Below are 23695 nucleotides of genomic sequence, written 5' to 3' on the forward strand. Positions count from 1 at the left end.
CCAGTGCTTTCTATCTACAACACGCTCACCAAGAGCAAAGAAGTTTTCAAACCGCTGGATGGCAACAAGGTACGCATGTATGTCTGCGGGATGACCGTGTATGACTACTGCCACCTGGGCCACGGACGCAGCATGGTTGCGTTCGATCTGGTCACCCGCTGGTTGCGTTTCAGCGGTTATGAGCTGACCTATGTACGCAACATCACCGACATTGACGACAAGATCATCAATCGTGCGCGTGATAACGGTGAGTCTTTCGATGCCCTGACGGCGCGCATGATCGATGCGATGCATGAGGACGAGGCGCGCCTCAACATCCTCAAGCCGGACATGGAACCGCGTGCCACCGACCATATTCCCGGCATGCACGCCATGATCCAGACCCTGATCGACAAGGGCTATGCCTACGCGCCGGGTAACGGCGACGTGTATTACAGGGTTGGCAAGTTTCAGGGTTACGGCAAGCTGTCGCGCAAAAAGATCGAAGACCTGCGCATCGGTGCGCGTATCGAAGTGGACGAGTCCAAGGAAGATCCTCTGGACTTCGTGCTCTGGAAAGGCGTCAAGCCCGGCGAGCCTAGCTGGGAATCGCCATGGGGCGCCGGGCGTCCGGGCTGGCATATCGAATGCTCGGTGATGTCGACATGCTGCCTGGGGGACACCTTTGACATTCATGGCGGCGGCAGCGACCTCGAGTTTCCGCACCATGAAAACGAAATCGCCCAGAGTGAAGCGGCTACCGGCAAGCCTTACGCCAATGCCTGGTTGCACTGCGGCATGATTCGTATCAATGGCGAGAAGATGTCCAAGTCCTTGAACAACTTCTTCACCATTCGCGATGTGCTGGAGAAGTATCACCCGGAGGTGGTGCGCTACCTGCTGGTGTCGAGCCATTACCGCAGCGCGATCAACTATTCCGAAGACAGTCTGCGTGAATCTAAAGCAGCGCTGGAGCGCTTCTATCACGCGCTCAGGGGCTTGCCGGTAGCCGACCCTGCGGGTGGCGAGGCGTTCGTCGAGCGTTTCAGTACTGCCATGAATGATGACTTTGGTACGCCTGAAGCCTGTGCAGTGCTGTTCGAGATGGTCCGCGAGATCAACCGCCTGCGCGAATCCGATGTGCCTGCAGCCGCGGGTCTTGCAGCGCGTTTGAAGCAACTGGCCAGCGTGTTGGGGGTCTTGCAACTGGAAGCCGACGACTTTTTGCGTGCCGGTGCCGAAGGGCGTGTCGATGCGGCAGAAGTAGAGGCGCTGATTCAGGCGCGTCTGGCGGCGCGTGCGGCCAAGGACTGGGCTGAATCTGATCGAATCCGCGACCAGATCACCGCCATGGGCGTGCTGCTGGAAGACGGCAAGGGCGGCACGACCTGGCGTCTGGCGGACTGATCAAGGCAGGCCGAGCCCGGAAAGGAGCTCAGCCTGCCGGGTAATAATTTATCCTCGGTCTTACAACTCCCACGCTCAGCGCTGTACACAAGTCCTGAACTGCCTGAACTATAGGAATTTCAGGCTTCTGCGCGGCGTGGGAGCGAACTTGTCCGCGAAAACGGTAGTTCAGCGATGTATTTTTGGAGGATGTAGCGGCTTTTTCGTGGACAAGTCCCGCTCCCACAAAAGCCCTCTTTTCGCTGTCCTCCATATTTTTGTGTGTTTTGTATGACGCAAAACATTGGCACGAGCGCCAAAAACTAAACGATCCGCTGTTCACGCAACCGCTTGTACAGCGTATTGCGACTGACTCCCAGACGTTTGGCCAACTGTGAAATGTTCCCGCCTGCCGCCTGAAACAGTTGGCCGAGGTCTTGCGTCGAGTGAAGGCGCACGGCGGATTCCTGGGTACTGGTCAGGTCACTGCATTCTTCATCCGCTCGTGCATCAAGCAGAAAGTCTTCTGGCAAATGTTCGGCACTGATCGGCTGCTCGTCCGCCAGCGCAAGTGCGACCTGAATCACGCTGTTGAGCTGGCGCAGGTTGCCCGGCCAGGGGTGGCGCTCAAACAGCTCGAGGACATCTCTGGAAAAACCCGCCCGCTGATGCGGCTCTCGGTGTCGTTCCCAGATACGCTGGATCAACGCCTGTTGATCGGTGCGTTCGCGCAAGGGCGGCAGCTCGATGCTCAGGCCGCTTATCCGGTAATACAGATCCTGACGAAAGTGCCCCGCCAGTACCTGTTCGCGCAGGCTGCGATTGGTGGCAGAAATCAGTCTGACGTCAACCGGATACAACTCGCTGCTGCCCAACGGCTGAACACAGCGTTCCTGCAACACGCGCAGCAGACGCGCTTGCACCGACAGAGGCATGTCGCCGACTTCATCGAGAAACAGCGTGCCTTTGTCGGCCTTGCGAATCAGCCCGATGCTGCCTTTCTGATTGGCGCCGGTGAACGCGCCTCGCTCGTAGCCAAACAGCTCGGCCTCGACCAACTCAGCCGGAATGGCCGCGCAGTTGACGGCGATCAACGGCTGGCTGGCCCTTGAGCCTGCCTGATGCAGCGCTTTGACGAAGACTTCCTTGCCGACCCCGGTTTCGCCATGGATCAGCAGCGGGATGTCTTTTTCCTGCAGGCGCAGGGCTTGAAACACGGCTTTCTCGACTTTTGCATCACCCAGGCTGATCGCCTCGAGGTCCAGGCTTCTTGGCGCAACAGGCGCCTGAGCTTGCTGAACGCTATGCAGTTTGAGCGGCTTGCGGGATGGGCGCTTGAGCAAACATTGAAAACGATTGTTGCCAAATGCATGCAGCGCGAACGGCCGAGCTTCTGTTTCGCTGAGCAGTTGCAGAATAGGGCACTTGAACAGCGTTTCGATATTGACCCCTGACAGCCTGGCGCCCAGCAAATTGTCAGCGCGACGATTGGCACAGAGAATCCGGCCGCTTTCATCGAAGATCAGCAGGCCCGCCCACTGACTGTCGAGATTGTTCAGGCCGGTGTTGAAAATCAACTGGAAATGGGTGTCGCGAAACTGATCGAGGATCAGACGGTTTTCCACTGACTGGCTCATCATCTTGACCATGCCCAGTGTATGCGAGGGCGGCAGGAAGCTGTCGCTGGATACATCCAGCACGGCAATGATTCTGCGTTCGGCATCGAAGATCGGTGACGCAGATCCAGTCATGAAGCGATTGGCTTTTAGAAAGTGTTCGTCAGGTTCTATATGGATAGCCTGCTCGCAGGCAAGTACGGTGCCGATCGCGTTGGTGCCCGTGCCGCGTTCGCTCCAGCTGGCGCCAGCCATGAACCCTTGGGTCTGCGAGGGTTCGACGAAGCGCTGAGTGCCCCATGACTTGAGCAATTGACCTTGGGCGTCTGCCAGCAGGATCAGGCAGTTGGAGTTGCTGAGGATGTTTTCATAGACCGGCAGCACCTCTTGATGGGTGGTTTGCACCAAAGCGTGATGGCGCTCCAGCAGGCGTGAAACATCAGCGCCCGGCAGTTGGCCGAACGATGGGCGCGTCTGATGGCTGAGACCGAAGTCCAGACAGCGGGTCCATGAATCCTGAATGATGATGTCGTGGGCAATCGAAGCGCTGGATTGAGACATGAGGATGCCTGCGAATATGACGTGTTGTTTTTGTTTTTAGTCCCGTCAGCGTGACCATCCTTTCCCGCAACGTTCGTCCAGTGTCGTTCAGAACTGTTCAAAGTCAATGTTCATTTTGTTCAGTTGTTCATTATTTACTGTTCATTTTTGTTCAGCTACGAAGTTGCTTTCACGCCGTGAACATCCCGTAAATACGGATGATCGCTCTGTTTCGCGCCTCGGCGGGAGAGTTGCTGACCTGGCACGAATGTCGCTATCTGCAATCAGTCACGCATTCACCCTTACAAAAAAACAACAAAAGGGCACGCCATGTCACTCACGCTGGAGCATGTCAGTCGCGCGGTCGATGGTCAGGTATGGATCGACAACGCTTCCCTGAGCTTCGAGCCAGGATCATTCAACGTTTTGCTGGGGCGAACCTTGTCCGGCAAGACCAGCCTGATGCGCCTTATGGCCGGGCTGGACAAGCCTGACAGCGGGCGGGTGCTGATGAACGGTGTCGATGTCACAAACCGCCCGGTTCGTCTGCGCAATGTCTCGATGGTCTATCAGCAATTCATCAATTACCCCAGCATGACGGTGTTCGAAAACATCGCATCGCCCCTGCGTCAGGCAGGCCTTTCCAAAGATGTGATACACAGCCGCGTGCAGGAAACCGCGAAGATGCTGCGCATCGAGAAGTTCCTGCAACGCCACCCCCTGGAACTGTCCGGCGGCCAGCAGCAGCGCACCGCAATGGCCAGGGCGCTGGTCAAGGATGCCGAGCTGATCCTGTTCGACGAGCCCCTGGTCAACCTTGACTACAAGTTGCGCGAAGAGCTGCGTCAGGAGATGCGCGAGCTGTTTGCGGCCCGTCATACCATCGCTATCTACGCCACCACCGAGCCCAATGAAGCGCTTGCGCTGGGCGGTACGACCACCATTCTTCATGAAGGTCGAGTGGTACAAAGCGGCAAGACCCCTGAGGTTTACCATCGCCCGGCAACAGTGCTGGCCGCCGAATTGTTCTCCGAGCCACCCATCAACCTGATGCCGGGGCGCATAGAAGGCAATGAAGTCAGCTTCGCCAATTTTGTGCATTTCCCGCTCAACGTCGATTTGCGCGCAGTCGGCGATGGCGACTACCGCTTCGGGGTACGCCCCAGTCATTTGAGCCTGGTGCCCTCCAACGACGACGATCTGGAACTGGCCGTGACGGTCGAACTGGCAGAAATCAGCGGCTCGGAAACCTTCCTGCATGTGCGCAACGAGCTGTTTTCGCTGGTCCTGCACCTGCCTGGCGTGCATGCCTACGACGTTGATGCGTCGATCCGGGTGTACATCCCGACCCACAAACTATTTGTATTCGATCTGCAGGGCGGCCTGATTCAGGCGCCGGGCCTGCGCATGGCGAGGGTTGCCTGATGGCCGAGATCCGTTTGCAGAACCTGGCGCACAGCTACAGCGCCAAACCCGGTCCGGATGACTATGCGATTCGGGAAATGAGCCATGTCTGGGAGCAGGGCGGGGCTTACGCGCTGCTGGGCCCTTCCGGATGTGGCAAATCGACATTGCTCAACATCATTTCGGGCTTGCTCAGTCCGTCCCAAGGGCAAGTGCTGTTCGACTCCAAGGTAGTCAACGAGCTGCCGCCGGAGCGGCGCAATATCGCTCAGGTTTTCCAGTTTCCGGTGATCTACGACACCATGACTGTGTTCGACAATCTGGCCTTTCCCTTGCGCAATCAGGGCATGGACGAGGCGAGGATTCTCACCAAGGTCAACGAAATCGCTGACGTGCTGGACTTGCAATTGCTGCTGAAGAAAAAGGCACGCAACCTGTCGGCGGACGAGAAGCAGAAGGTTTCCATGGGGCGCGGGCTGGTCCGCGATGACGTTTCGGCGATCCTTTTCGACGAGCCGCTGACAGTCATCGACCCGCACCTGAAGTGGAAGCTGCGTCGCAAGCTCAAACAGATTCATGAGCAGTTCAACATCACCATGGTCTACGTCACCCACGATCAACTGGAAGCGTCGACCTTCGCCGACAAGATCGCAGTGATGTATGGCGGGCAGATCGTCCAGTTCGGCACTCCCCGCGAGCTGTTCGAAAAACCTTCCCACACCTTTGTCGGTTATTTCATCGGCAGCCCCGGCATGAATCTGATTGACGTCACGCCTCAACCGGGTGGGGTCGGTTTTGCCGATATTCATTTGCCGCTGCCTGAGTCGCTGCAGCAAAAGCTCGCCAATACCTCGTGGAAAAGCCTGAAAGTGGGCATTCGTCCAGAGTTCGTGCATGTCTGGGACGGGCCTTACGACGATGCGATGTGCGCTGACGTGACCTACGTCGAGGACCTTGGCACCTACAAGATCATCACCCTGAAGCTTGCCGGTCAGTTACTGAAAGTTCGTCTGCAGGAAGACAAACCGGTGCCGCAAGGTCAAGCCTGGATCAGTTTTCCGGGGCAGTGGCTGATGCTGTATGCCGATGATTACCTGCTTGAAGCAGGCCCTGCGAGTGAGGTGCCTCATGCGTAAAGTGCAGAACAACAAAGCCTGGTGGCTGGTGATGCCGGTGTTTCTGCTGGTTGCATTCAGCGCCATCATTCCGATGATGACCGTGGTCAACTATTCGGTGCAGGACATCTTCGACCAGTCCAGCCGCTATTTCGTCGGCACCGACTGGTTCAGACAGGTCCTACAGGACCCGCGCCTGCACGATTCGCTGTTGCGCCAGTTCATTTACTCGGGCTGCGTGTTGCTGATCGAAATTCCGCTGGGCATTGCGATCGCCCTGACCATGCCCACCAAAGGCCGCTGGTCGTCGTTGTGCCTGATCGTGATGACCATCCCGCTGCTGATTCCGTGGAACGTGGTCGGCACCATCTGGCAGATATTCGGGCGTGGCGACATCGGTCTGTTGGGCTACACGTTGAACAACGTGCTGGGCATCAACTACAACTACGCCGCCAATGCGTCTGATGCCTGGGTGACAGTGCTGATCATTGATGTCTGGCACTGGACCTCGCTGGTCGCGCTGCTGTGCTATTCAGGCCTGCGTGCCATCCCGGATGTGTACTACCAGGCGGCGCGTATCGATCGTGCTTCCGGCTGGGCAATCTTCCGACACATTCAGTTGCCAAAGATGAAAAGTGTCCTGCTGATCGCAGTGATGCTGCGTTTCATGGACAGCTTCATGATCTACACCGAGCCGTTCGTGCTGACCGGTGGCGGTCCGGGCAACTCCACCACGTTCCTCAGCCAGACCCTGACCACGATGGCGCTTGGTCAGTTCGACCTGGGGCCTGCGGCGGCGTTCTCGCTGGTGTACTTCCTGATCATTCTGTTGGTGTCATGGGTGTTTTACACCGCCATGACTCACAGCGAAAAGAATTGAGGGGCTGGTCATGAGTCTGCGAAAAATCATACCGCTGTGGATTTACCTGCTGTTCCTGCTGGTGCCAATCTACTGGCTAGTCAACATGTCGTTCAAGACCAATACCGAGATCCTCGGCGGCCTGACCCTGTGGCCGCAGGACTTCACCCTGGCCAACTACAAGGTGATCTTCACCGACGAGAGCTGGTACAGCGGTTACCTCAATTCGCTGTATTACGTGTGCTTGAATACGGTGATATCGCTGAGCGTCGCCTTGCCGGCAGCCTATGCGTTTTCACGCTATCGTTTTCTTGGCGACAAGCACCTGTTTTTCTGGCTGCTGACCAATCGCATGGCGCCACCGGCAGTGTTTCTGCTGCCGTTTTTCCAGCTGTATTCGTCTATCGGGCTGTTTGATACGCACATCGCCGTTGCTCTGGCGCACTGCCTGTTCAACGTCCCGCTGGCGGTATGGATTCTGGAGGGCTTCATGTCCGGCGTTCCCAAGGAAATTGACGAAACCGCCTACATCGACGGTTACAGTTTCCCCAAGTTCTTCGTGAAGATTTTCATCCCGCTGATTGGCTCGGGCATCGGCGTCACTGCATTTTTCTGCTTCATGTTTTCCTGGGTCGAGTTGCTGCTGGCGCGCACTCTGACATCGGTCAACGCCAAACCGATTGCCGCGGTGATGACCCGCACGGTGTCAGCATCGGGTATCGATTGGGGGGTGCTGGCAGCGGCAGGGGTGTTGACCATCCTGCCGGGCATGCTGGTGATCTGGTTTGTTCGCAACCACGTGGTCAAGGGCTTTGCTCTTGGTCGTGTCTGAGGAGTCGGGAAAATGGAGTGGATGTCCTGGACACTGCCAACGGCAGCTTTCTTTATCGGTATCGGGTTGTTGCTGGTGGGCATGACTGTATGGGAACTGCGTTCGGCCAGCATTGAGCGTCGAGGTTTTCTGCCGATTGTCACTACGCGTGGCGATCGCTTGTTCATCGGGCTTTTGGGCAGCGCTTACCTGCATCTGCTGGTGATCGGTGTCACTGACTGGAGTATCTGGATCGCTTCAGGGATATCCCTGGTGTGGTTGTTGGTGGTTATGCGGTGGGGTTAGAGGGCGGCCGGGCGCGATTACCGAAGTGATCCGGTCGGCAGTATTCGAAAGCGGGACTACATAAAAGCAACATTGGAGATGACTATGTTCAATAAGAAAAACAAGCTGCAACATAGCGTGACGCTGGCAACCATGATCATGCTCAGCGGGTTGAGTGTGTCGGCATGGGCGGATCAATACGAGGATGCGGCGAAGAAGTGGGCGGCCAGTGAATTCAGGCCGAGTACGCTTTCCGATGCTGAGCAGTTGAAAGAGCTGGAGTGGTTCATCAAGGCCGCTGAGCCGTTCCGAGGCATGGACATCAAGGTGGTGTCGGAAACCTTGACCACCCACGAGTACGAATCGAAAACCCTGGCCAAGGCATTCACTGAAATCACCGGCATCAAAGTCACTCACGACTTGCTGCAAGAAGGTGATGTGATCGAAAAGCTGCAGACGGCCATGCAGTCGGACAAAAGCATCTATGACGGCTGGGTGAACGACTCTGACCTTATCGGTACACACTTCCGGTACGGCAAGGCGCTTTCTCTGACCGATCTGATGGCCAGCCCGGAAGGCAGTAAAGTCACTTCTCCTACGCTGGACCTGAAAGACTTCATCGGCACGTCATTCACTACTGCGCCTGACGGCAAACTCTACCAACTGCCCGATCAGCAGTTCGCCAACCTTTACTGGTTTCGGGCCGACTGGTTCGAACGTCCTGACCTGAAAAAGAAATTCAAGGACAAATACGGCTACGAGCTGGGTGTTCCGGTCAATTGGTCAGCCTATGAAGACATCGCCAAATTCTTCAGCGAAGACGTCAAGGAAATCGATGGCAAGAAAGTTTACGGCCACATGGATTACGGCAAGAAGGACCCCTCGCTGGGCTGGCGCTTCACTGATGCCTGGTTCTCCATGGCGGGCAGCGGCGACAAGGGCCTGCCTAACGGCCTGCCAGTGGACGAGTGGGGCATCCGCGTCGAAGACTGCCATCCGGTCGGTTCCAGCATCACCCGCGGCGGCGACACCAACGGGCCAGCAGCAGTCTTCGCCACCCAGAAATACATTGACTGGCTGAAAGCCTATGCGCCGCCGGAAGCGGCGGGCATGACCTTCTCCGAATCCGGTCCGGTGCCTTCGCAGGGTAACGTTGCGCAACAGATCTTCTGGTACACCGCCTTTACCGCTGACATGACCAAGCCCGGGCTGCCGGTCATGAATGCCGATGGCACGCCGAAATGGCGCATGGCACCGTCGCCGAAGGGGCCTTACTGGAAAGAAGGCATGAAGCTCGGTTATCAGGACGTAGGCTCCTGGACCTTCCTCAAGTCGTCCGATGAGAAAAAGCGTCTGGCGGCCTGGCTGTACGCGCAGTTTGTGACCTCCAAAAGTGTTTCGTTGAAGAAAACCATCGTCGGCCTGACGCCGATTCGCGAGTCGGACATCAACTCCAAGGAGATGACCGCGCTGGCACCGAAACTGGGTGGTCTGGTGGAGTTCTATCGCAGCCCGGCTCGTGTGCAATGGTCGCCAACCGGCACCAACGTGCCTGATTATCCGAAGCTGGCTCAGTTGTGGTGGAGCCACGTTGCCGAAGCGGTCACTGGCGAAAAGACCGCTCAGCAGGCGCTGGATGGTCTGGCCAAGGATCAGGATGCAATCATGACGCGCATCGAGCGTTCCAAGGTTCAGGAAGCCAGCAAGTGTGCGCCGAAGATGAATCCTGAGACGACTGCAGAAGAGTGGTACTCCAAGGCAGAGCAAAGCGGTGGCAAGTTCCTTGCGCCGCAACGCAAGCTGGCCAACGAGAAACCGAAGGGTGAAACCATTGCCTATTCGGACCTGCTGAAAAGCTGGGAGGATGGCAAGAAATAAGGTGTTTTCGATGTCATGAAAACGGCACCCTTGAGGTGCCGTTTTTATTGGGCGCGTGCTGATCAGTCGTGCAGGGTTTCCGCCGCATACAACGTGTTTTCCAGCAGGCAGGCACGGGTCATCGGGCCGACACCGCCAGGGACCGGGGTAATCCAGCCGGCGCGGGGCAGGGCGGTTTCGTACACCACGTCGCCCACCAGCTTGCCATCTTCCTGACGGTTGATGCCGACGTCGATCACAATGGCGCCGGGTTTGATCCATTCGCCCTTGACCAGGCCGGGCTTGCCCGCGGCAACCACCACCAGATCGGCACGGGCCACATGGCCTGCCAGATCTTTGGTAAAACGGTGGGTTACGGTGACGGTGCAGCCCGCCAGCAGCAGTTCCATTGCCATCGGGCGACCGACGATGTTCGACGCGCCAACCACCACGGCATCCAGACCGTACAGGTCGACACCGGTGCTTTCCAGCAGGGTAATGATGCCCTTCGGTGTACACGGGCGGAGCAGCGGAATGCGCTGGGCGAGGCGACCGACATTGTAAGGGTGGAAACCGTCCACATCCTTGTCCGGGCGAATGCGTTCCAGCAGCAGGGACGCATCAAGGTGTGCAGGCAGAGGCAGCTGCAGCAAAATGCCATCCACAGCGGGGTCTTCATTGAGACGGTCGATCAGATCCGTCAACGCTACCTGAGTAGTCTCGGCGGGCAAGTCGTAGGCCTGGGAAATAAAGCCGACTTCTTCACAGTCTTTGCGCTTGTGCGAAACGTAAACCTGAGAGGCGGGGTCGCTGCCCACCAGAATCACCGCGAGGCCCGGCGTACGCAAGCCTTGCTGGCTACGTTCGGCGACACGTTTGGCGATCTGCTGGCGCAGGCTGGCGGCGATCGCTTTGCCGTCGATTAGTTTTGCAGTCATGACGCGTGATTAACCATCGAGAGGAAATAAAATGAGCGCGCATTCTCGCATGACATGGCGCGAGGGCAAAGGCGCATGCGTTGCAAATTCCGCTAACCCCTTTATCTAGCTGAATTTTTTTCAAAAAAAGGTTGACGACCCCAGGGGCCGTCTATAAGATTCGTCGCACTTGCCGGGCAGAGCCCAGCACTGGTTAAGCTAGCACTGGTTGATAAGGTCAGGCAGAGTTGCAAATCAGCTCGGTGTGATTGAAAGCCCTTTAGTTTGTTATCGCAAGAATACAAATTATATAAGTGCCCGTAGCTCAGCTGGATAGAGCATCCGCCTTCTAAGCGGATGGTCGCAGGTTCGAGTCCTGCCGGGTGCGCCATTCAAGGCAGCTTTGGCACAGCAAGTAAGATGCACATGTCACATGCAATATGGTGGGCGTAGCTCAGTTGGTAGAGCACAGGATTGTGACTCCTGCGGTCGTGGGTTCGAACCCCATCGTCCACCCCATATTCAAAGGGCGCCAGATTCATAGTCTGGCGCTTTTGCTTTAAAAGTTTGAAATGCGGATGTGGTGGAATTGGTAGACACACTGGATTTAGGTTCCAGCGCCGCAAGGTGTGAGAGTTCGAGTCTCTCCGTCCGCACCATTTGTACTTTTGCCAGGTTTCATTGAAAACCGCAAAAGCCCAGAGAAGCCCGCCCCGTGCGGGCTTTTTGTTGTGTCGAATTTCTTATTTTCAGTTATTTCGCTGCCCAGCAGGCTGGGCAGGTCTCGTGCTGGTTATTCAATGACAAGCAGTACTTTCGTCTGGCAAAGAAGGGAAGAGTTTTCGCCCGGGATTTCGGTGACTACGCTGTAACCACCGGACTCCAGCGAGGACAAATCTGCCGTGAATGAAAAGCCTGATTTCAGAAGCTTTTCATTGCCGAATACTTTTATCAAATCCGGACGGTCAATGATGGACGGGTCCTTGAAGGTGACAGGGGTTCCCTTGTAGCCGGTCAGACGAAGTTTTATTTCCTGTGGTGCGCTTTGGTGGGCGGTATCGATCGCCCATCCGATGAACGTGACCATGCCTTTGGCAACATAGACCGTGGTTGCACCAGTCTTTCCACCGATTGAGTCAATCGCGCATTTGTCGGAAGAGTAATGAGTGGTTTTGGTGTTTGCTGCCGTTTCTTTGCTGCCTTCTTTTTCATTGCACCCTGCGAGGGTTGCTGAAGTCATGGCGAGAAAACCTAAAGCAGCAATCATTTTGTACATGGTCTTTCCTGGGTGATTTTGAGTGTTGCCGCGGCAGTGTCAGCGCCGGGATTATGGGGCGATCAGCTTTGCTGCACAAGGGTTTGGCAGAGTAAGCAGGGCGCACTGCCGCTGCGAGAACGATTGATCGTGCCGGTGATGCAGCATCTGTCACTCGTTGCCAATCAAGGTGCATCTGCAGTGTGGGTGAGCGTTTCAATGGTGCTTAAGGTGTCAGGGCAGTATCGAGCGTTTATGCTGTGCGGCTGTCGCTGTTCTGCAAAGGTTCCTCTTCGCATGGGCACAAGATTAGTTGGCCGGAAATTTTCAATCTGTTCAATTGCTTGCAATGGGTGGCGTACCCCGGCTGCGTTGTGTACGATGCGCGCCGGGTTGAATCAGTCTGAAGGCTGCACTGTGCTATTGGGCCAGTACCGCAAAAAGTCATTGATTTGCAGTGTTGAGGGTAAAGCCTCTTCCAGCAGGCGGCTGGTTGATTTCCAGTTGTGCAGCTGCCCGAATGCAATGGCTTGATTGAAAATGCTTTAGCTGAAAAAAGCCGCCTTGAGCGGTTTTTTTGTTTCAACGTATTCGTTTACCGTTTCGCTGGGCCGGTCATTTGCCGTTGGTCGAGCGAAACGTGCTGTGTAGAAGGAGTCGGTCATTGTCCGGTATGGATGCTTCTTTATATAGAAGCCGTGCCAGACGCGTCGCGAGTGGTTCCGGGTATTTCCCTTTGTCCTCCGGCTGCCGGCTGGTTCCTTCTTCTTAATCCACCCTTTTTCAGTAGGGTGACTTCTTGAGTTTGACCCACTAGAATGCATGCCCTTGATTCTGGGGTCGGAAACGGCCGGCTAACGTCTGTGCAACGAGGAATATCCATGCAAGTTTCTGTTGAAAATACTTCCGCTCTTGAGCGCCGCATGACCATTGGCGTGCCTGCCGAACGCATCGAGACTGAAGTCAACAAGCGTCTGCAGCAGACCGCGCGCAAAGCCAAGATCCCGGGCTTTCGTCCTGGCAAGGTACCGATGAGCGTTATCCGTCAGCGTTACGAAGACGGCGCACGTCAGGAAGCACTGGGCGATCTGATTCAGGCTACTTTCTATGAAGCTGTGGTTGAGCAGAAGCTGAACCCGGCCGGCGCTCCTGCTGTAGAGCCAAAGTCTTTCGAAAAAGGCAAAGACCTGGAATACGTGGCTACTTTCGAAGTATTCCCGGAATTCACCGTTGCCGGTTTCGATACCATCGCGGTAGAGCGCCTGTCTGCCGACGTGGCTGACAGTGATCTGGACAACATGCTGGAAGTGCTGCGCAAGCAGAACGTCCGTTTTGAGGTAGCCGATCGCGCCGCCCAGAACGAAGACCAGCTGAACATCGATTTCGTGGGCAAGGTCAACGGCGAAGTATTCGCTGGCGGTTCCGCTACCGCTACCCAGCTGGTGCTGGGCTCCGGTCGCATGATCCCGGGCTTCGAAGACGGTCTGGTTGGCGCCAAGGCTGGTGAAGAACGCGTTCTGAACGTGACCTTCCCCGAGGATTACCAGAACCTCGAGCTGGCTGGCAAGGCTGCCGAGTTCACCGTGACCGTCAACACGGTTTCCGAGCCTAAGCTGCCTGAGCTGAACGAAGAATTCTTCAAGCAGTTCGGTATCAAGGAAACCGGTATCGATGGCTTCCGCACCGAAGTTCGCAAGAACATGGAGCGCGAGCTGCGTCAGGCGATCAAGTCCAAGGTCAAGAATCAGGTAATGGATGGTCTGCTGGCCGCCAACCCGATCGAAGTGCCCAAGTCGCTGCTGGAAAACGAAGTCAACCGTCTGCGCGTTCAGGCTGTTCAGCAGTTCGGCGGCAACATCAAGCCCGATCAGCTGCCTGCAGAGCTGTTCGAAGAGCAAGCCAAGCGTCGCGTCGAGCTAGGCCTGATCGTTGCCGAGGTGGTGAAGCAGTTTGATCTCAAGCCTGATGACGCTCGTGTCCGCGAAATGATCCAGGAAATGGCGTCCGCCTACCAGGAGCCAGAGCAGGTCGTGGCGTGGTACTACAAGAACGAGCAGCAAATGAACGAAGTACGTTCTGTTGTACTTGAAGAGCAAGTTGTAGATACTGTTTTGCAGAAAGCTAGCGTGACCGACAAATCGGTCTCCTACGAAGAAGCTGTCAAGCCGGTGGAAGCTCCAAAAGCCGACTGATTTCTCTTTTCGTGCGAAAACACCCACAAGCCAGCCTTCGCGCTGGCTTGTGCGTATTCAAGACTCGACTATTTGGGAGTGAATGCAGGACATGTCCCGCAATTCTTATATTCAGCAGAACTCTGACATCCAGGCCGCTGGCGGCCTGGTCCCGATGGTTATCGAGCAGTCCGCCCGTGGCGAACGCGCCTATGACATCTATTCGCGCCTTCTCAAGGAGCGAGTCATCTTTATGGTGGGCCCGGTAGAGGACTACATGGCCAACCTTATCGCGGCGCAACTGCTTTTCCTTGAAGCGGAGAACCCGGACAAGGATATCCATCTCTACATCAACTCGCCGGGCGGTTCGGTGACTGCAGGCATGTCGATCTACGACACCATGCAATTCATCAAGCCAGACGTTTCGACCATCTGTATCGGTCAGGCTTGCAGCATGGGTGCATTCCTGCTGGCCGGCGGTGCCGAGGGCAAGCGCCATTGCCTGCCTAACTCGCGGATGATGATTCACCAGCCGTTGGGCGGTTTCCAGGGTCAGGCGTCGGATATCGACATCCATGCCAAGGAAATCCTGCACATTCGTCATCGCCTCAACTCGCTGCTGGCGCATCACACCGGTCAGAGCCTTGAAACCATTGAGCGTGATACCGAGCGTGACAACTTCATGAGCGCAGAGCGTGCGGCTGAATACGGCCTGATCGACTCCGTGATCAACAAGCGTCAAATGCCTGCCTAAGCAGCTCAAAATGTAGGGGGTCGGCACAACCGACCGCCTGCGGACTTGAAAAAGCCCGCAATAGCCTTCATCTTGTGTTGCAAGCCTACCGGATTGGATCGATCGAATGACTGACACCCGCAACGGCGAGGACAACGGCAAATTGCTCTATTGCTCCTTCTGTGGCAAAAGCCAGCATGAAGTGCGCAAATTGATTGCCGGCCCCTCGGTCTTTATCTGCGACGAGTGCGTCGACCTGTGCAATGACATCATCCGCGAGGAGGTGCAGGAAGCCCAGGCCGAAAGCAGCGCGCATAAATTGCCTTCGCCTAAAGAAATCAGCGGCATCCTTGACCAGTACGTAATCGGTCAGGAACGTGCCAAAAAGGTTCTCGCAGTAGCGGTGTACAACCACTACAAGCGCCTGAACCAGCGCGACAAGAAGAACGACGATGTCGAGCTTGGCAAAAGCAACATCCTGCTGATCGGCCCTACGGGCTCCGGCAAGACGTTGTTGGCCGAAACTCTGGCCCGCCTGCTCAATGTGCCGTTCACCATTGCTGACGCCACCACCCTGACCGAAGCTGGTTATGTGGGTGAGGACGTCGAAAATATTATTCAGAAGCTGTTGCAGAAATGTGATTACGATGTCGAGAAGGCCCAGATGGGTATTGTCTACATCGATGAAATCGACAAGATTTCGCGCAAATCCGACAACCCTTCGATCACTCGTGACGTGTCCGGCGAAGGCGTGCAACAAGCCTTGCTGAAGCTGATCGAGGGTACTGTGGCATCCGTGCCTCCTCAGGGCGGGCGCAAGCACCCACAGCAGGAATTCCTGCAAGTGGACACGCGTAATATCCTCTTTATATGCGGTGGCGCCTTCTCGGGCCTGGAAAAGGTCATTCAGAACCGTTCCACCCGTGGCGGCATCGGTTTCAACGCCGAAGTTCGTAGTAAGGAGGAAGGCAAGAAGGTTGGCGAGTCCCTGCGTGAAGTCGAGCCTGATGATCTGGTCAAGTTCGGTCTCATTCCGGAGTTCGTGGGTCGTCTGCCAGTGCTTGCTACCCTGGACGAACTGGATGAAGCTGCCCTCATCCAGATCCTGACCGAGCCGAAGAATGCCCTCACCAAGCAGTACGCCAAGCTGTTCGAGATGGAAGGTGTGGACCTTGAGTTCCGCACTGATGCGCTGAAATCGGTAGCTCGTCGTGCGCTTGAGCGCAAGACCGGTGCCCGTGGCCTGCGTTCTATCCTTGAAGGCGTATTGCTCGACACCATGTACGAGATCCCGTCGCAGAGCGATGTGAGCAAGGTGGTGATCGACGAGAGCGTTATCGATGGCACGTCCAAGCCGCTGCTGATCTACGAAAACAGCGAGCCACCTGCCAAGGTCGCTCCTGACGCGTGAACCACTGCTGTGTGTTTGCGTGTGAAATGACACAGAAGGGGGCCCTTGAGGTCCCCTTTTGCATTTTTAGACAGTTCATTCGTCTTGTATGAAGAATCTGATCTTGGCGGGGCGTCTCACTAGAGCTTGTTTTTTTTGAACGCTACCCCCATCTTGGCTTCAAGCTAATTCCATCTGTCCCGGCCGATTGGCCGCTGTAGAGGCGAAATCATGACGACCACTATTGAATTGCCTCTTTTGCCATTGCGTGATGTCGTGGTTTATCCGCACATGGTTATCCCGCTGTTCGTGGGGCGCGAGAAGTCTATCGAAGCCCTTGAGGCGGCAATGACAGGCGACAAGCAGATCCTGCTGCTCGCGCAAAGAAACCCGGCTGACGACGATCCTGACGAAAAGGCGTTGTACAGCGTAGGAACCATTGCGACTGTCCTGCAGTTGCTCAAGCTGCCTGATGGCACCGTCAAGGTGCTTGTTGAGGGTGAGCAGCGTGGCTCAGTCGAGCGTTTCATCGAAGTCGACGGTCATTACCGTGCCGACGTCGCACTGATCGACGAGGTTGATGCGCCGGATCGCGAGTCCGAAGTGTTTGTGCGCAGCTTGCTGGCCCAGTTCGAGCAGTACGTGCAGTTGGGCAAGAAAGTCCCTGCAGAAGTCCTGTCATCGCTCAACAGCATCGATGAGCCCGGTCGCCTGGTCGACACCATGGCTGCGCATATGGCGCTCAAAATCGAGCAGAAGCAGGAAATCCTCGAGATTATCGATCTGTCCGCGCGTGTCGAACACGTGCTGGCCTTGCTGGATGCCGAAATCGACCTGTTACAGGTCGAAAAGCGCATTCGCGGTCGTGTGAAGAAACAAATGGAGCGCAGCCAGCGCGAGTACTACCTGAATGAGCAGATGAAGGCCATTCAGAAAGAGCTGGGCGATGGCGATGAAGGTCACAACGAAATCGAAGAGCTGAAAAAGCGCATCGATGCTGCCGGGCTTTCCAAGGACGCTCTGACCAAGGCAACGGCCGAGCTGAACAAGCTCAAGCAGATGTCACCTATGTCGGCTGAAGCGACCGTTGTACGCTCTTACATCGACTGGCTGGTTCAGGTGCCGTGGAAAGCACAGAGCAAAGTGCGTCTGGACCTTGCTCGCGCCGAAGCCATTCTTGACGCCGATCACTATGGCCTTGATGAGGTCAAGGAGCGCATCCTCGAATACCTCGCCGTACAAAAGCGCGTGAAGAAAATTCGTGGCCCTGTGCTGTGTCTGGTAGGGCCTCCAGGTGTGGGTAAAACATCCCTGGCAGAGTCCATTGCCAACGCGACCAATCGCAAATTCGTGCGCATGGCCTTGGGTGGTGTGCGTGACGAGGCTGAAATTCGTGGTCATCGCCGAACATACATTGGTTCGATGCCAGGAAGATTGATACAAAAGATGACGAAGGTGGGTGTTCGCAACCCGCTGTTCCTGCTCGATGAAATCGACAAGATGGGCAGCGACATGCGTGGCGATCCGGCGTCCGCTCTGCTTGAGGTCCTGGACCCTGAGCAGAACCATAATTTCAACGACCATTACCTCGAGGTCGATTACGACCTTTCTGACGTGATGTTCCTGTGTACGTCGAACTCGATGAATATTCCGCCAGCGTTGCTGGACCGGATGGAAGTCATTCGCCTGCCGGGCTACACCGAAGACGAAAAGATCAACATTGCCGTCAAATACCTTTCGCCCAAGCAGATTCAGGCCAACGGCCTGAAAAAAGGCGAAATTCAGTTCGACGAGGAGGCGATTCGCGACATCATCCGTTACTACACCCGTGAAGCAGGCGTGCGTGGTCTTGAGCGTCAGATCGCCAAGGTCTGCCGCAAGGCGGTCAAAGAGCATGCCACGGAGAAACGCTTCGCCGTGCAGGTCACAGCCGACATGCTTGAGCACTTCCTGGGCGTACGCAAGTTCCGCTACGGGCTGGCCGAGCAGCAGGATCAGATCGGTCAGGTAACAGGTCTGGCGTGGACGCAGGTGGGTGGTGAGCTGCTGACCATCGAGGCGGCGGTCATTTCGGGCAAGGGCCAGTTGATCAAGACCGGTTCACTGGGCGATGTCATGGTCGAGTCCATCACTGCAGCGCAGACCGTGGTGCGCAGCCGCGCCCGTAGCCTGGGCATTCCAGCGGATTTCCATGAGAAGCACGACACGCATATTCACATGCCTGAAGGTGCTACTCCGAAAGACGGGCCGAGCGCTGGCGTGGGCATGTGTACCGCTCTGGTGTCGGCACTGACCCAGATTCCGGTGCGTGCAGATGTGGCCATGACGGGTGAAATTACCCTGCGCGGTCAGGTGCTGGCGATCGGCGGTCTGAAGGAAAAACTTTTGGCCGCGCACCGTGGCGGAATCAAGACGGTGATCATTCCGGAAGAAAACGTGCGTGATTTGAAGGAAATTCCTGACAACATCAAACAGGATCTGCAGATCAAGCCCGTTAAATGGATTGACGAAGTCCTGCAAATTGCGCTGCAATACGCGCCGGAGCCATTGCCGGATGTAGCCACTGATCTGGTCACAAAGGATGAAAAACGCGAGTCTGACTCTAAGGACAGAATTAGCACGCATTAAGACTGGACAGGCTTCCTTGACAGCTTTTTAGGGCCCTTGTTATAAAGCGGCTCTTTAAAGCAATCACCAGCAAGCCTTCCAGCGCTCGTTTTGCTTAACACCTAAAACTTAGAAACGTACTCAAAAATAGAGATAAGGGGACTTAGAGTGAACAAGTCGGAACTGATTGATGCTATCGCTGCATCTGCTGATATCCCGAAAGCTGCTGCTGGCCGTGCGCTGGACGCAGTGATCGAATCCGTCACTGGCGCTCTGAAGGCTGGCGACTCGGTTGTTTTGGTTGGCTTTGGTACGTTCTCCGTTACTGATCGTCCTGCTCGCGTCGGTCGTAACCCGCAGACCGGCAAGACGTTGCAAATCGCTGCTGCAAAAAAACCAGGTTTCAAAGCCGGCAAAGCCCTCAAAGACGCTGTCAACTAAGCCTCTCGATGTCTATGCTCGCTGGGTCGGGTTTTTCCTGGCCCGTTAGCGGAGCGGTGGTGCATTCGGTTGCGACACCGAAGGGTTCGAGCCCTCCCGCTTCGTCAGTTACGAGAAGGCGCATCCTCGGATGCGCCTTTCTTCTATCCGCTTTCTACCCACGCTCCGCGGTTGGTTAGTCAGTACCACCGTTTTGGGGGACGCAATGCTGCAGAACATCAGGGACAATTCACAAGGCTGGATTGCCAAGACAATTATCGGAATCATCGTAGCGTTGATGGCCTTCACCGGCATCGAGGCAATGTTTACCGCTACCAGCAACAAGCAGAATGCAGCTGAAGTGAACGGCGAGGACATCTCTCAGAACGAGTTGAGTCAGGCCGTTGACATGCAGCGCCGTCAGTTGGCTCAGCAGCTCTCGCAGCAGTTGGGCAAGGATTTCGATCCTGCATTGCTGGATGAAAAACTGTTGCGTGAATCAGCCCTCAAGGGCCTGATCGATCGCAAGCTGTTGCTGCAAGGCGCATCCGATGCCAAATTCACGTTTACCGACGCCGCACTCGATCAGCAGATATTGCAGACGCCCGAGTTTCAGGTGGACGGCAAATTCAGTGCTGACCGTTTCGATCAGGTAATCCGCCAGCTGGGCTACAGCCGTATGCAGTTCCGTCAGATGCTTGGCCAGGAAATGCTCATCGGTCAGGTACGCGCAGGTGTTGCGGGCAGTGCCTTCGTGACCGATGCGCAGGTTGAAGCCTTTGCTCGTCTGGAAAAGCAAACGCGTGATTTCGCCTCGCTGACCCTGCCGGCCGATACGTCTGCAGTCAAGGTGACCGATGACGAGGTCAAGGCTCACTACGACCAGCACTCCAAGGAATTCATGAGCCCTGAGCAGGTGGTGCTTGATTACATCGAGTTGAAGAAGTCTTCCTTCTTCGACAAGGTGCAGGTCAAGGACGAGGACTTGCAGGCGGCTTATCAGAAAGAGATTGCCAATCTCTCCGAACAGCGACGTGCCGCGCACATCCTGATCGAGGTGAATGACAAGCTCAACGACGAACAGGCCAAGGCTAAGATTGAAGAAATTCAACAGCGCCTGGCCAAAGGTGAAGATTTCGCGGCGTTGGCCAAGGAGTTTTCCCAGGACCCGGGTTCGTCCAGCAAGGGCGGTGATCTGGGGTACGCTGGCAAGGGCGTATACGACCCGGCTTTTGAAGAGGCGCTGTATGCCTTGAACAAGGACCAGGTCTCACAGCCAGTACGTACCGACTTCGGCTGGCACCTGATCAAGCTGCTGGGGGTGGAAGCGCCTTCGGTGCCCACGTTCGCAAGCCTGAAGGGCAAGCTGACCGACGAGCTGAAGTCTCAGCTGGTTGAACAGAAATTTGTCGAAGTGACCAAGCAACTGGAAGACTCTGCGTTCGAATCGTCAGATCTGTCTCAGCCGGCGCAGGACCTGGGCCTGAAGGTTCAGACCACTGCACCGTTTGGTCGTGAAGGCGGTGAAGGCCTGACAGCCAACCGTGCGGTCATCCAGGCTGCATTCAGCCCTGAAGTGCTGGAAGAAGGCTCCAACAGCAGCACATTGGAACTGGACCCCGAGACCGTTGTGGTTGTGCGCTCCAAAGAGCACCTGCAACCTCAGCAATTGCCGCTTGCAAGCGTCGCCGACAAGATTCGCGCTCAACTGGTGAAGGAACACGCTACTGCGGCTGTGAAGGCCAAGGGCGAAGCTCTGCTGGCCGGGCTGCGCGATGGCAAGATTCCATTGGCTGCCAAGCAGGACGGGCGTGAGTGGAAAGTCATGGAAGCGGTTACCCGCAGTCAGGAGGGCGTTGATCCTGCGGTTCTGCAAATGCTGTTCCGTATGCCCAAGCCAGTTGGCAAGGACAAGCCGGAATTCGCCAGCATTACCGCATCCGATGGCAGTTTTGTCATTGTGCGTCTTAATGGTGTAAATCAGGCGGCCGTGCCGACCGATGCAGAGAAAGCGCAGTATCGCCGCTTCCTTGCATCGCGCGCAGGGCAGCAGGATTTTGCGGCGTACCGTGCACAGTTGGAAAGCAAAGCGAAGATCGAGAAGTTCTAATCTCGAAATCCGATCAAAAAGAAGGCCGCTCATCGAGCGGCCTTTTTTTTGTGCATGTCCCGTCCTGAATAAGGTTTACACCTTCTGAACTTTCCTCAGGAGGACTCAATGGATTCGGGTAAAAGGCGCAGCCAGCGCGATTACACGCTAGCCTTTAAATTATCGGTCGTAGATCAAGTTGAAAAAGGCGAGTTGAGTTATAAAGAAGCCCAACGACGCTATGGCATCCAAGGCCGGTCGACGGTGCTGGTCTGGTTACGAAAGCACGGTCGACAGGATTGGAGCCAAGGCGCATCAATTCGAGAGCAGAGGAGCAGGTCCATGACCGAGCCAACCCTCCCGCCGACACCCGAGCAGCGGATTAAAGAGCTTGAAGAACAGCTGGCGCTGAGCAACCAGAAGGCTCAGTTCTTTGAAGCCGTCGTCAACGTTCTGAAAAATGACTACGGCGTTTCTGTCGTAAAAAAGCGACCCGGCAAGTCCTCTCGCAAGGGCAAATCCAAGACCTGAGCATTACCAGGGCTTGCCTGTTCATGGGGATTTCGCGCCAAGCGTATTACAAGCGTAATCGCGCTTTTGACGCGAGGGTCTGCCGAGACCAAGAGGTGGTGGACTTCGTTTTGGAAAAGCGGCGTCGCCAGCCCAGGCTGGGAACGCGCAAGCTGCACTACTTGATGAGCGTCGAAGCTCCTGCGTCGTTGTGCGTGGGTAGAGATCGTATGTTTACCATCCTTCGTGATGCGCGCGAGCTGGTTCCGCGCAAACGGGCTTATCACAAGACCACTCATAGCCATCATCGCTTCCGTCGCCACCCCAACCTGCTCAAAGCAGGTCCGCAACAAGTCGTGGCCCATGGACCCGAACAGGTCTGGGTTGCAGACATAACTTACCTGCCTACGCAGGAAAGCGTGGCCTACATGAGCCTTGTAACAGATGCGTACTCACGCAAGATCGTTGGCCATCACGTGCATGAAAGCCTGCATGCCCAATCGGTGATAAAGGCACTGGAAAGCGGTAGGAGAGCGAAAAACCGATCAGATGCTGATTCATCATTCAGATCGCGGCGTCCAGTACTGTTCCGATCTCTATCAGCAGCTGCATACCAGGCATGGAATCCGGTGCTCGATGACGGATGGCTATGACTGCTATCAGAACGCTATGGCCGAGCGAGTAAACGGGATTTTGAAGACCGAGTTTCTACTCCGTCGCCCTAAAGACTTGGCAGATGCAGTGAAAATGGTTGATGAATCAGTGCAGATCTACAATGGGGAGCGGCCACACTTAGCTCTGAAATACAAAACGCCCGATGCGGTGCATCGGGCATTTTGAGCGTGAAACAGGTGTAAACCTATTTCAGGACTAGACAGCATTTGAAGCTGTCCGCGGGAAAGTGCCGCTCGTAAGGAGCGGCGCTTGCCGTCTTACTCTTCCATGCTGCCCATTGCAGTGGTATTGAAACCACCGTCAACGTACATGATTTCACCGCTGATGCCCGACGCCAGGTCCGAGCACAGGAACGCGCCGGCGTTGCCGACTTCGTCGATGGTCACGTTGCGGCGCAGAGGGGTCTGCGCTTCGTTGGCAGCCAGCATCTTGCGGAAGTTCTTGATGCCCGAAGCTGCCAGTGTGCGGATCGGACCGGCCGAGACGGCATTGACGCGTGTGCCTTCCGGACCGAGGCTGCCTGCCAGATAACGAACGCCGGCTTCCAGGCTGGCCTTGGCCATGCCCATGACGTTGTAGTTCGGCATGGTGCGCTCGGCGCCCAGGTACGACAGGGTCAGCAGGCTGCCGTTGCGGCCTTTCATCATTGCGCGACCGGCTTTGGCCAAGGCCACGAAGCTGTAGGCGCTGATGTCGTGAGCGATGCGGAAACCTTCGCGGGTGGTGGCGTTGGTGAAGTCGCCATCCAGCTGGTCGCCTGGTGCAAAGCCGACCGAGTGAACGATGACGTCCAGGCCGTCCCATTTCTTGCTCAGCGCTTCGAAGACCTTGTTGATCTCTTCGTCACTGGCCACGTCGCAAGGGAAGCACAGCTCAGGGCCCGAGCCCCAGCCTGCTGCGAACTCTTCGACGCGCCCTTTGAGCTTGTCGTTCTGGTAGGTGAAAGCAAGCTCTGCACCTTCACGATGCATGGCGGCGGCGATACCGGATGCGATGGACAGTTTACTGGCGACACCGACGATCAGTACGCGCTTACCGGCGAGAAAACCCATGTGTTGTTCCTCTTCAGGTTCAGG

17 protein-coding genes, 3 tRNA genes and 1 pseudogene are annotated in these 23695 nt (G+C 56.1%); 17 read left to right on the top strand and 4 right to left on the bottom strand.

Features of this window, described 5'->3' with window-relative positions; genetic code table 11:
- The first annotated feature begins 3 nt into the window (after nucleotides 1-3).
- Nucleotides 4-1386: a cysteine--tRNA ligase gene (gene cysS / locus I9H09_RS09235; RefSeq protein WP_054988946.1), complete on the top strand. Its 1383-nt coding sequence runs from the start codon at nucleotides 4-6 to the stop codon at nucleotides 1384-1386.
- Between the two features lie 302 nt (nucleotides 1387-1688).
- Here cysS and I9H09_RS09240 read toward each other — a convergent pair whose 3' ends face one another.
- Complete coding sequence (locus tag I9H09_RS09240) at nucleotides 1689-3542, bottom strand: sigma-54-dependent Fis family transcriptional regulator (protein ID WP_054997236.1); 1854 nt, start codon at nucleotides 3540-3542, stop codon at nucleotides 1689-1691.
- Between the two features lie 309 nt (nucleotides 3543-3851).
- Between I9H09_RS09240 and I9H09_RS09245 the strand changes: the two genes are divergently transcribed.
- From I9H09_RS09245 to I9H09_RS09270, 6 genes are all read left to right on the top strand, one after another.
- A complete protein-coding gene (locus tag I9H09_RS09245; protein ID WP_055002962.1) occupies nucleotides 3852-4946 on the top strand; it encodes an ABC transporter ATP-binding protein in 1095 nt (364 codons plus the stop codon).
- Nucleotides 4946-6061, top strand: a complete 1116-nt coding sequence (locus I9H09_RS09250) for an ABC transporter ATP-binding protein (RefSeq protein WP_024668889.1) — start codon at nucleotides 4946-4948, stop codon at nucleotides 6059-6061. The genes I9H09_RS09245 and I9H09_RS09250 overlap by 1 nt, the downstream gene beginning before the upstream one ends.
- Entirely contained in the window at nucleotides 6054-6920 is an 867-nt protein-coding gene (locus I9H09_RS09255; RefSeq protein ID WP_005897316.1) for a carbohydrate ABC transporter permease, read from the top strand. Before I9H09_RS09250 ends, I9H09_RS09255 begins: the two co-directional genes overlap by 8 nt.
- A gap of 10 nt (nucleotides 6921-6930) precedes the next feature.
- Nucleotides 6931-7731 (top strand): carbohydrate ABC transporter permease, encoded by an 801-nt coding sequence (locus I9H09_RS09260; RefSeq protein ID WP_003376266.1) that lies wholly within the window; start codon nucleotides 6931-6933, stop codon nucleotides 7729-7731.
- Nucleotides 7732-7743: 12 nt separating this feature from the next.
- On the top strand, nucleotides 7744-8016 hold the full coding sequence (locus I9H09_RS09265; protein WP_024668888.1) for a DUF2160 domain-containing protein: 273 nt from the start codon (nucleotides 7744-7746) through the stop codon (nucleotides 8014-8016).
- 84 nt (nucleotides 8017-8100) lie between these two features.
- Nucleotides 8101-9873, top strand: a complete 1773-nt coding sequence (locus I9H09_RS09270; RefSeq protein ID WP_122347602.1) for an ABC transporter substrate-binding protein — start codon at nucleotides 8101-8103, stop codon at nucleotides 9871-9873.
- Nucleotides 9874-9935: 62 nt separating this feature from the next.
- Here the strand turns inward: I9H09_RS09270 and folD are convergent, their stop codons facing one another.
- Nucleotides 9936-10790, bottom strand: a complete 855-nt coding sequence (folD, locus tag I9H09_RS09275) for a bifunctional methylenetetrahydrofolate dehydrogenase/methenyltetrahydrofolate cyclohydrolase FolD (protein WP_024668886.1) — start codon at nucleotides 10788-10790, stop codon at nucleotides 9936-9938.
- 293 nt (nucleotides 10791-11083) lie between these two features.
- Here folD and I9H09_RS09280 point away from each other — a divergent pair.
- From I9H09_RS09280 to I9H09_RS09290, 3 genes are all read left to right on the top strand, one after another.
- Nucleotides 11084-11160, top strand: a tRNA-Arg gene (locus I9H09_RS09280).
- A 52-nt stretch (nucleotides 11161-11212) separates the two neighbouring features.
- A tRNA-His gene (locus I9H09_RS09285) sits at nucleotides 11213-11288 on the top strand.
- Between the two features lie 55 nt (nucleotides 11289-11343).
- Nucleotides 11344-11428, top strand: a tRNA-Leu gene (locus I9H09_RS09290).
- 134 nt (nucleotides 11429-11562) lie between these two features.
- Here I9H09_RS09290 and I9H09_RS09295 read toward each other — a convergent pair.
- Nucleotides 11563-12045, bottom strand: a complete 483-nt coding sequence (locus I9H09_RS09295; protein WP_054997238.1) for a hypothetical protein — start codon at nucleotides 12043-12045, stop codon at nucleotides 11563-11565.
- 860 nt (nucleotides 12046-12905) lie between these two features.
- Between I9H09_RS09295 and tig the strand changes: the two genes are divergently transcribed.
- From tig to I9H09_RS09330, 7 genes and pseudogenes are all read left to right on the top strand, one after another.
- A complete protein-coding gene (gene tig / locus I9H09_RS09300) occupies nucleotides 12906-14216 on the top strand; it encodes a trigger factor (protein WP_054997239.1) in 1311 nt (436 codons plus the stop codon).
- A 91-nt stretch (nucleotides 14217-14307) separates the two neighbouring features.
- A complete protein-coding gene (gene clpP, locus I9H09_RS09305) occupies nucleotides 14308-14949 on the top strand; it encodes an ATP-dependent Clp endopeptidase proteolytic subunit ClpP (protein WP_002552734.1) in 642 nt (213 codons plus the stop codon).
- 106 nt (nucleotides 14950-15055) lie between these two features.
- A complete protein-coding gene (gene clpX / locus I9H09_RS09310; protein ID WP_002552735.1) occupies nucleotides 15056-16339 on the top strand; it encodes an ATP-dependent Clp protease ATP-binding subunit ClpX in 1284 nt (427 codons plus the stop codon).
- Nucleotides 16340-16549: 210 nt separating this feature from the next.
- Complete coding sequence (gene lon, locus I9H09_RS09315; protein ID WP_122347603.1) at nucleotides 16550-18946, top strand: endopeptidase La; 2397 nt, start codon at nucleotides 16550-16552, stop codon at nucleotides 18944-18946.
- 147 nt (nucleotides 18947-19093) lie between these two features.
- On the top strand, nucleotides 19094-19366 hold the full coding sequence (locus I9H09_RS09320; protein ID WP_005897297.1) for an HU family DNA-binding protein: 273 nt from the start codon (nucleotides 19094-19096) through the stop codon (nucleotides 19364-19366).
- 205 nt (nucleotides 19367-19571) lie between these two features.
- Nucleotides 19572-21455, top strand: a complete 1884-nt coding sequence (locus I9H09_RS09325) for a SurA N-terminal domain-containing protein (RefSeq protein ID WP_122347604.1) — start codon at nucleotides 19572-19574, stop codon at nucleotides 21453-21455.
- Between the two features lie 108 nt (nucleotides 21456-21563).
- Nucleotides 21564-22784, top strand: a pseudogene (locus I9H09_RS09330) (IS3 family transposase).
- A 92-nt stretch (nucleotides 22785-22876) separates the two neighbouring features.
- On the opposite strand, the gene fabI reads toward I9H09_RS09330, so the two are convergent.
- A complete protein-coding gene (fabI, locus tag I9H09_RS09335; RefSeq protein ID WP_122323944.1) occupies nucleotides 22877-23671 on the bottom strand; it encodes an enoyl-ACP reductase FabI in 795 nt (264 codons plus the stop codon).
- Nucleotides 23672-23695 lie beyond the last annotated feature (24 nt).

Source organism: Pseudomonas tremae (assembly GCF_023278125.1).
Taxonomy (GTDB): Bacteria; Pseudomonadota; Gammaproteobacteria; order Pseudomonadales; family Pseudomonadaceae; genus Aquipseudomonas; species Aquipseudomonas tremae.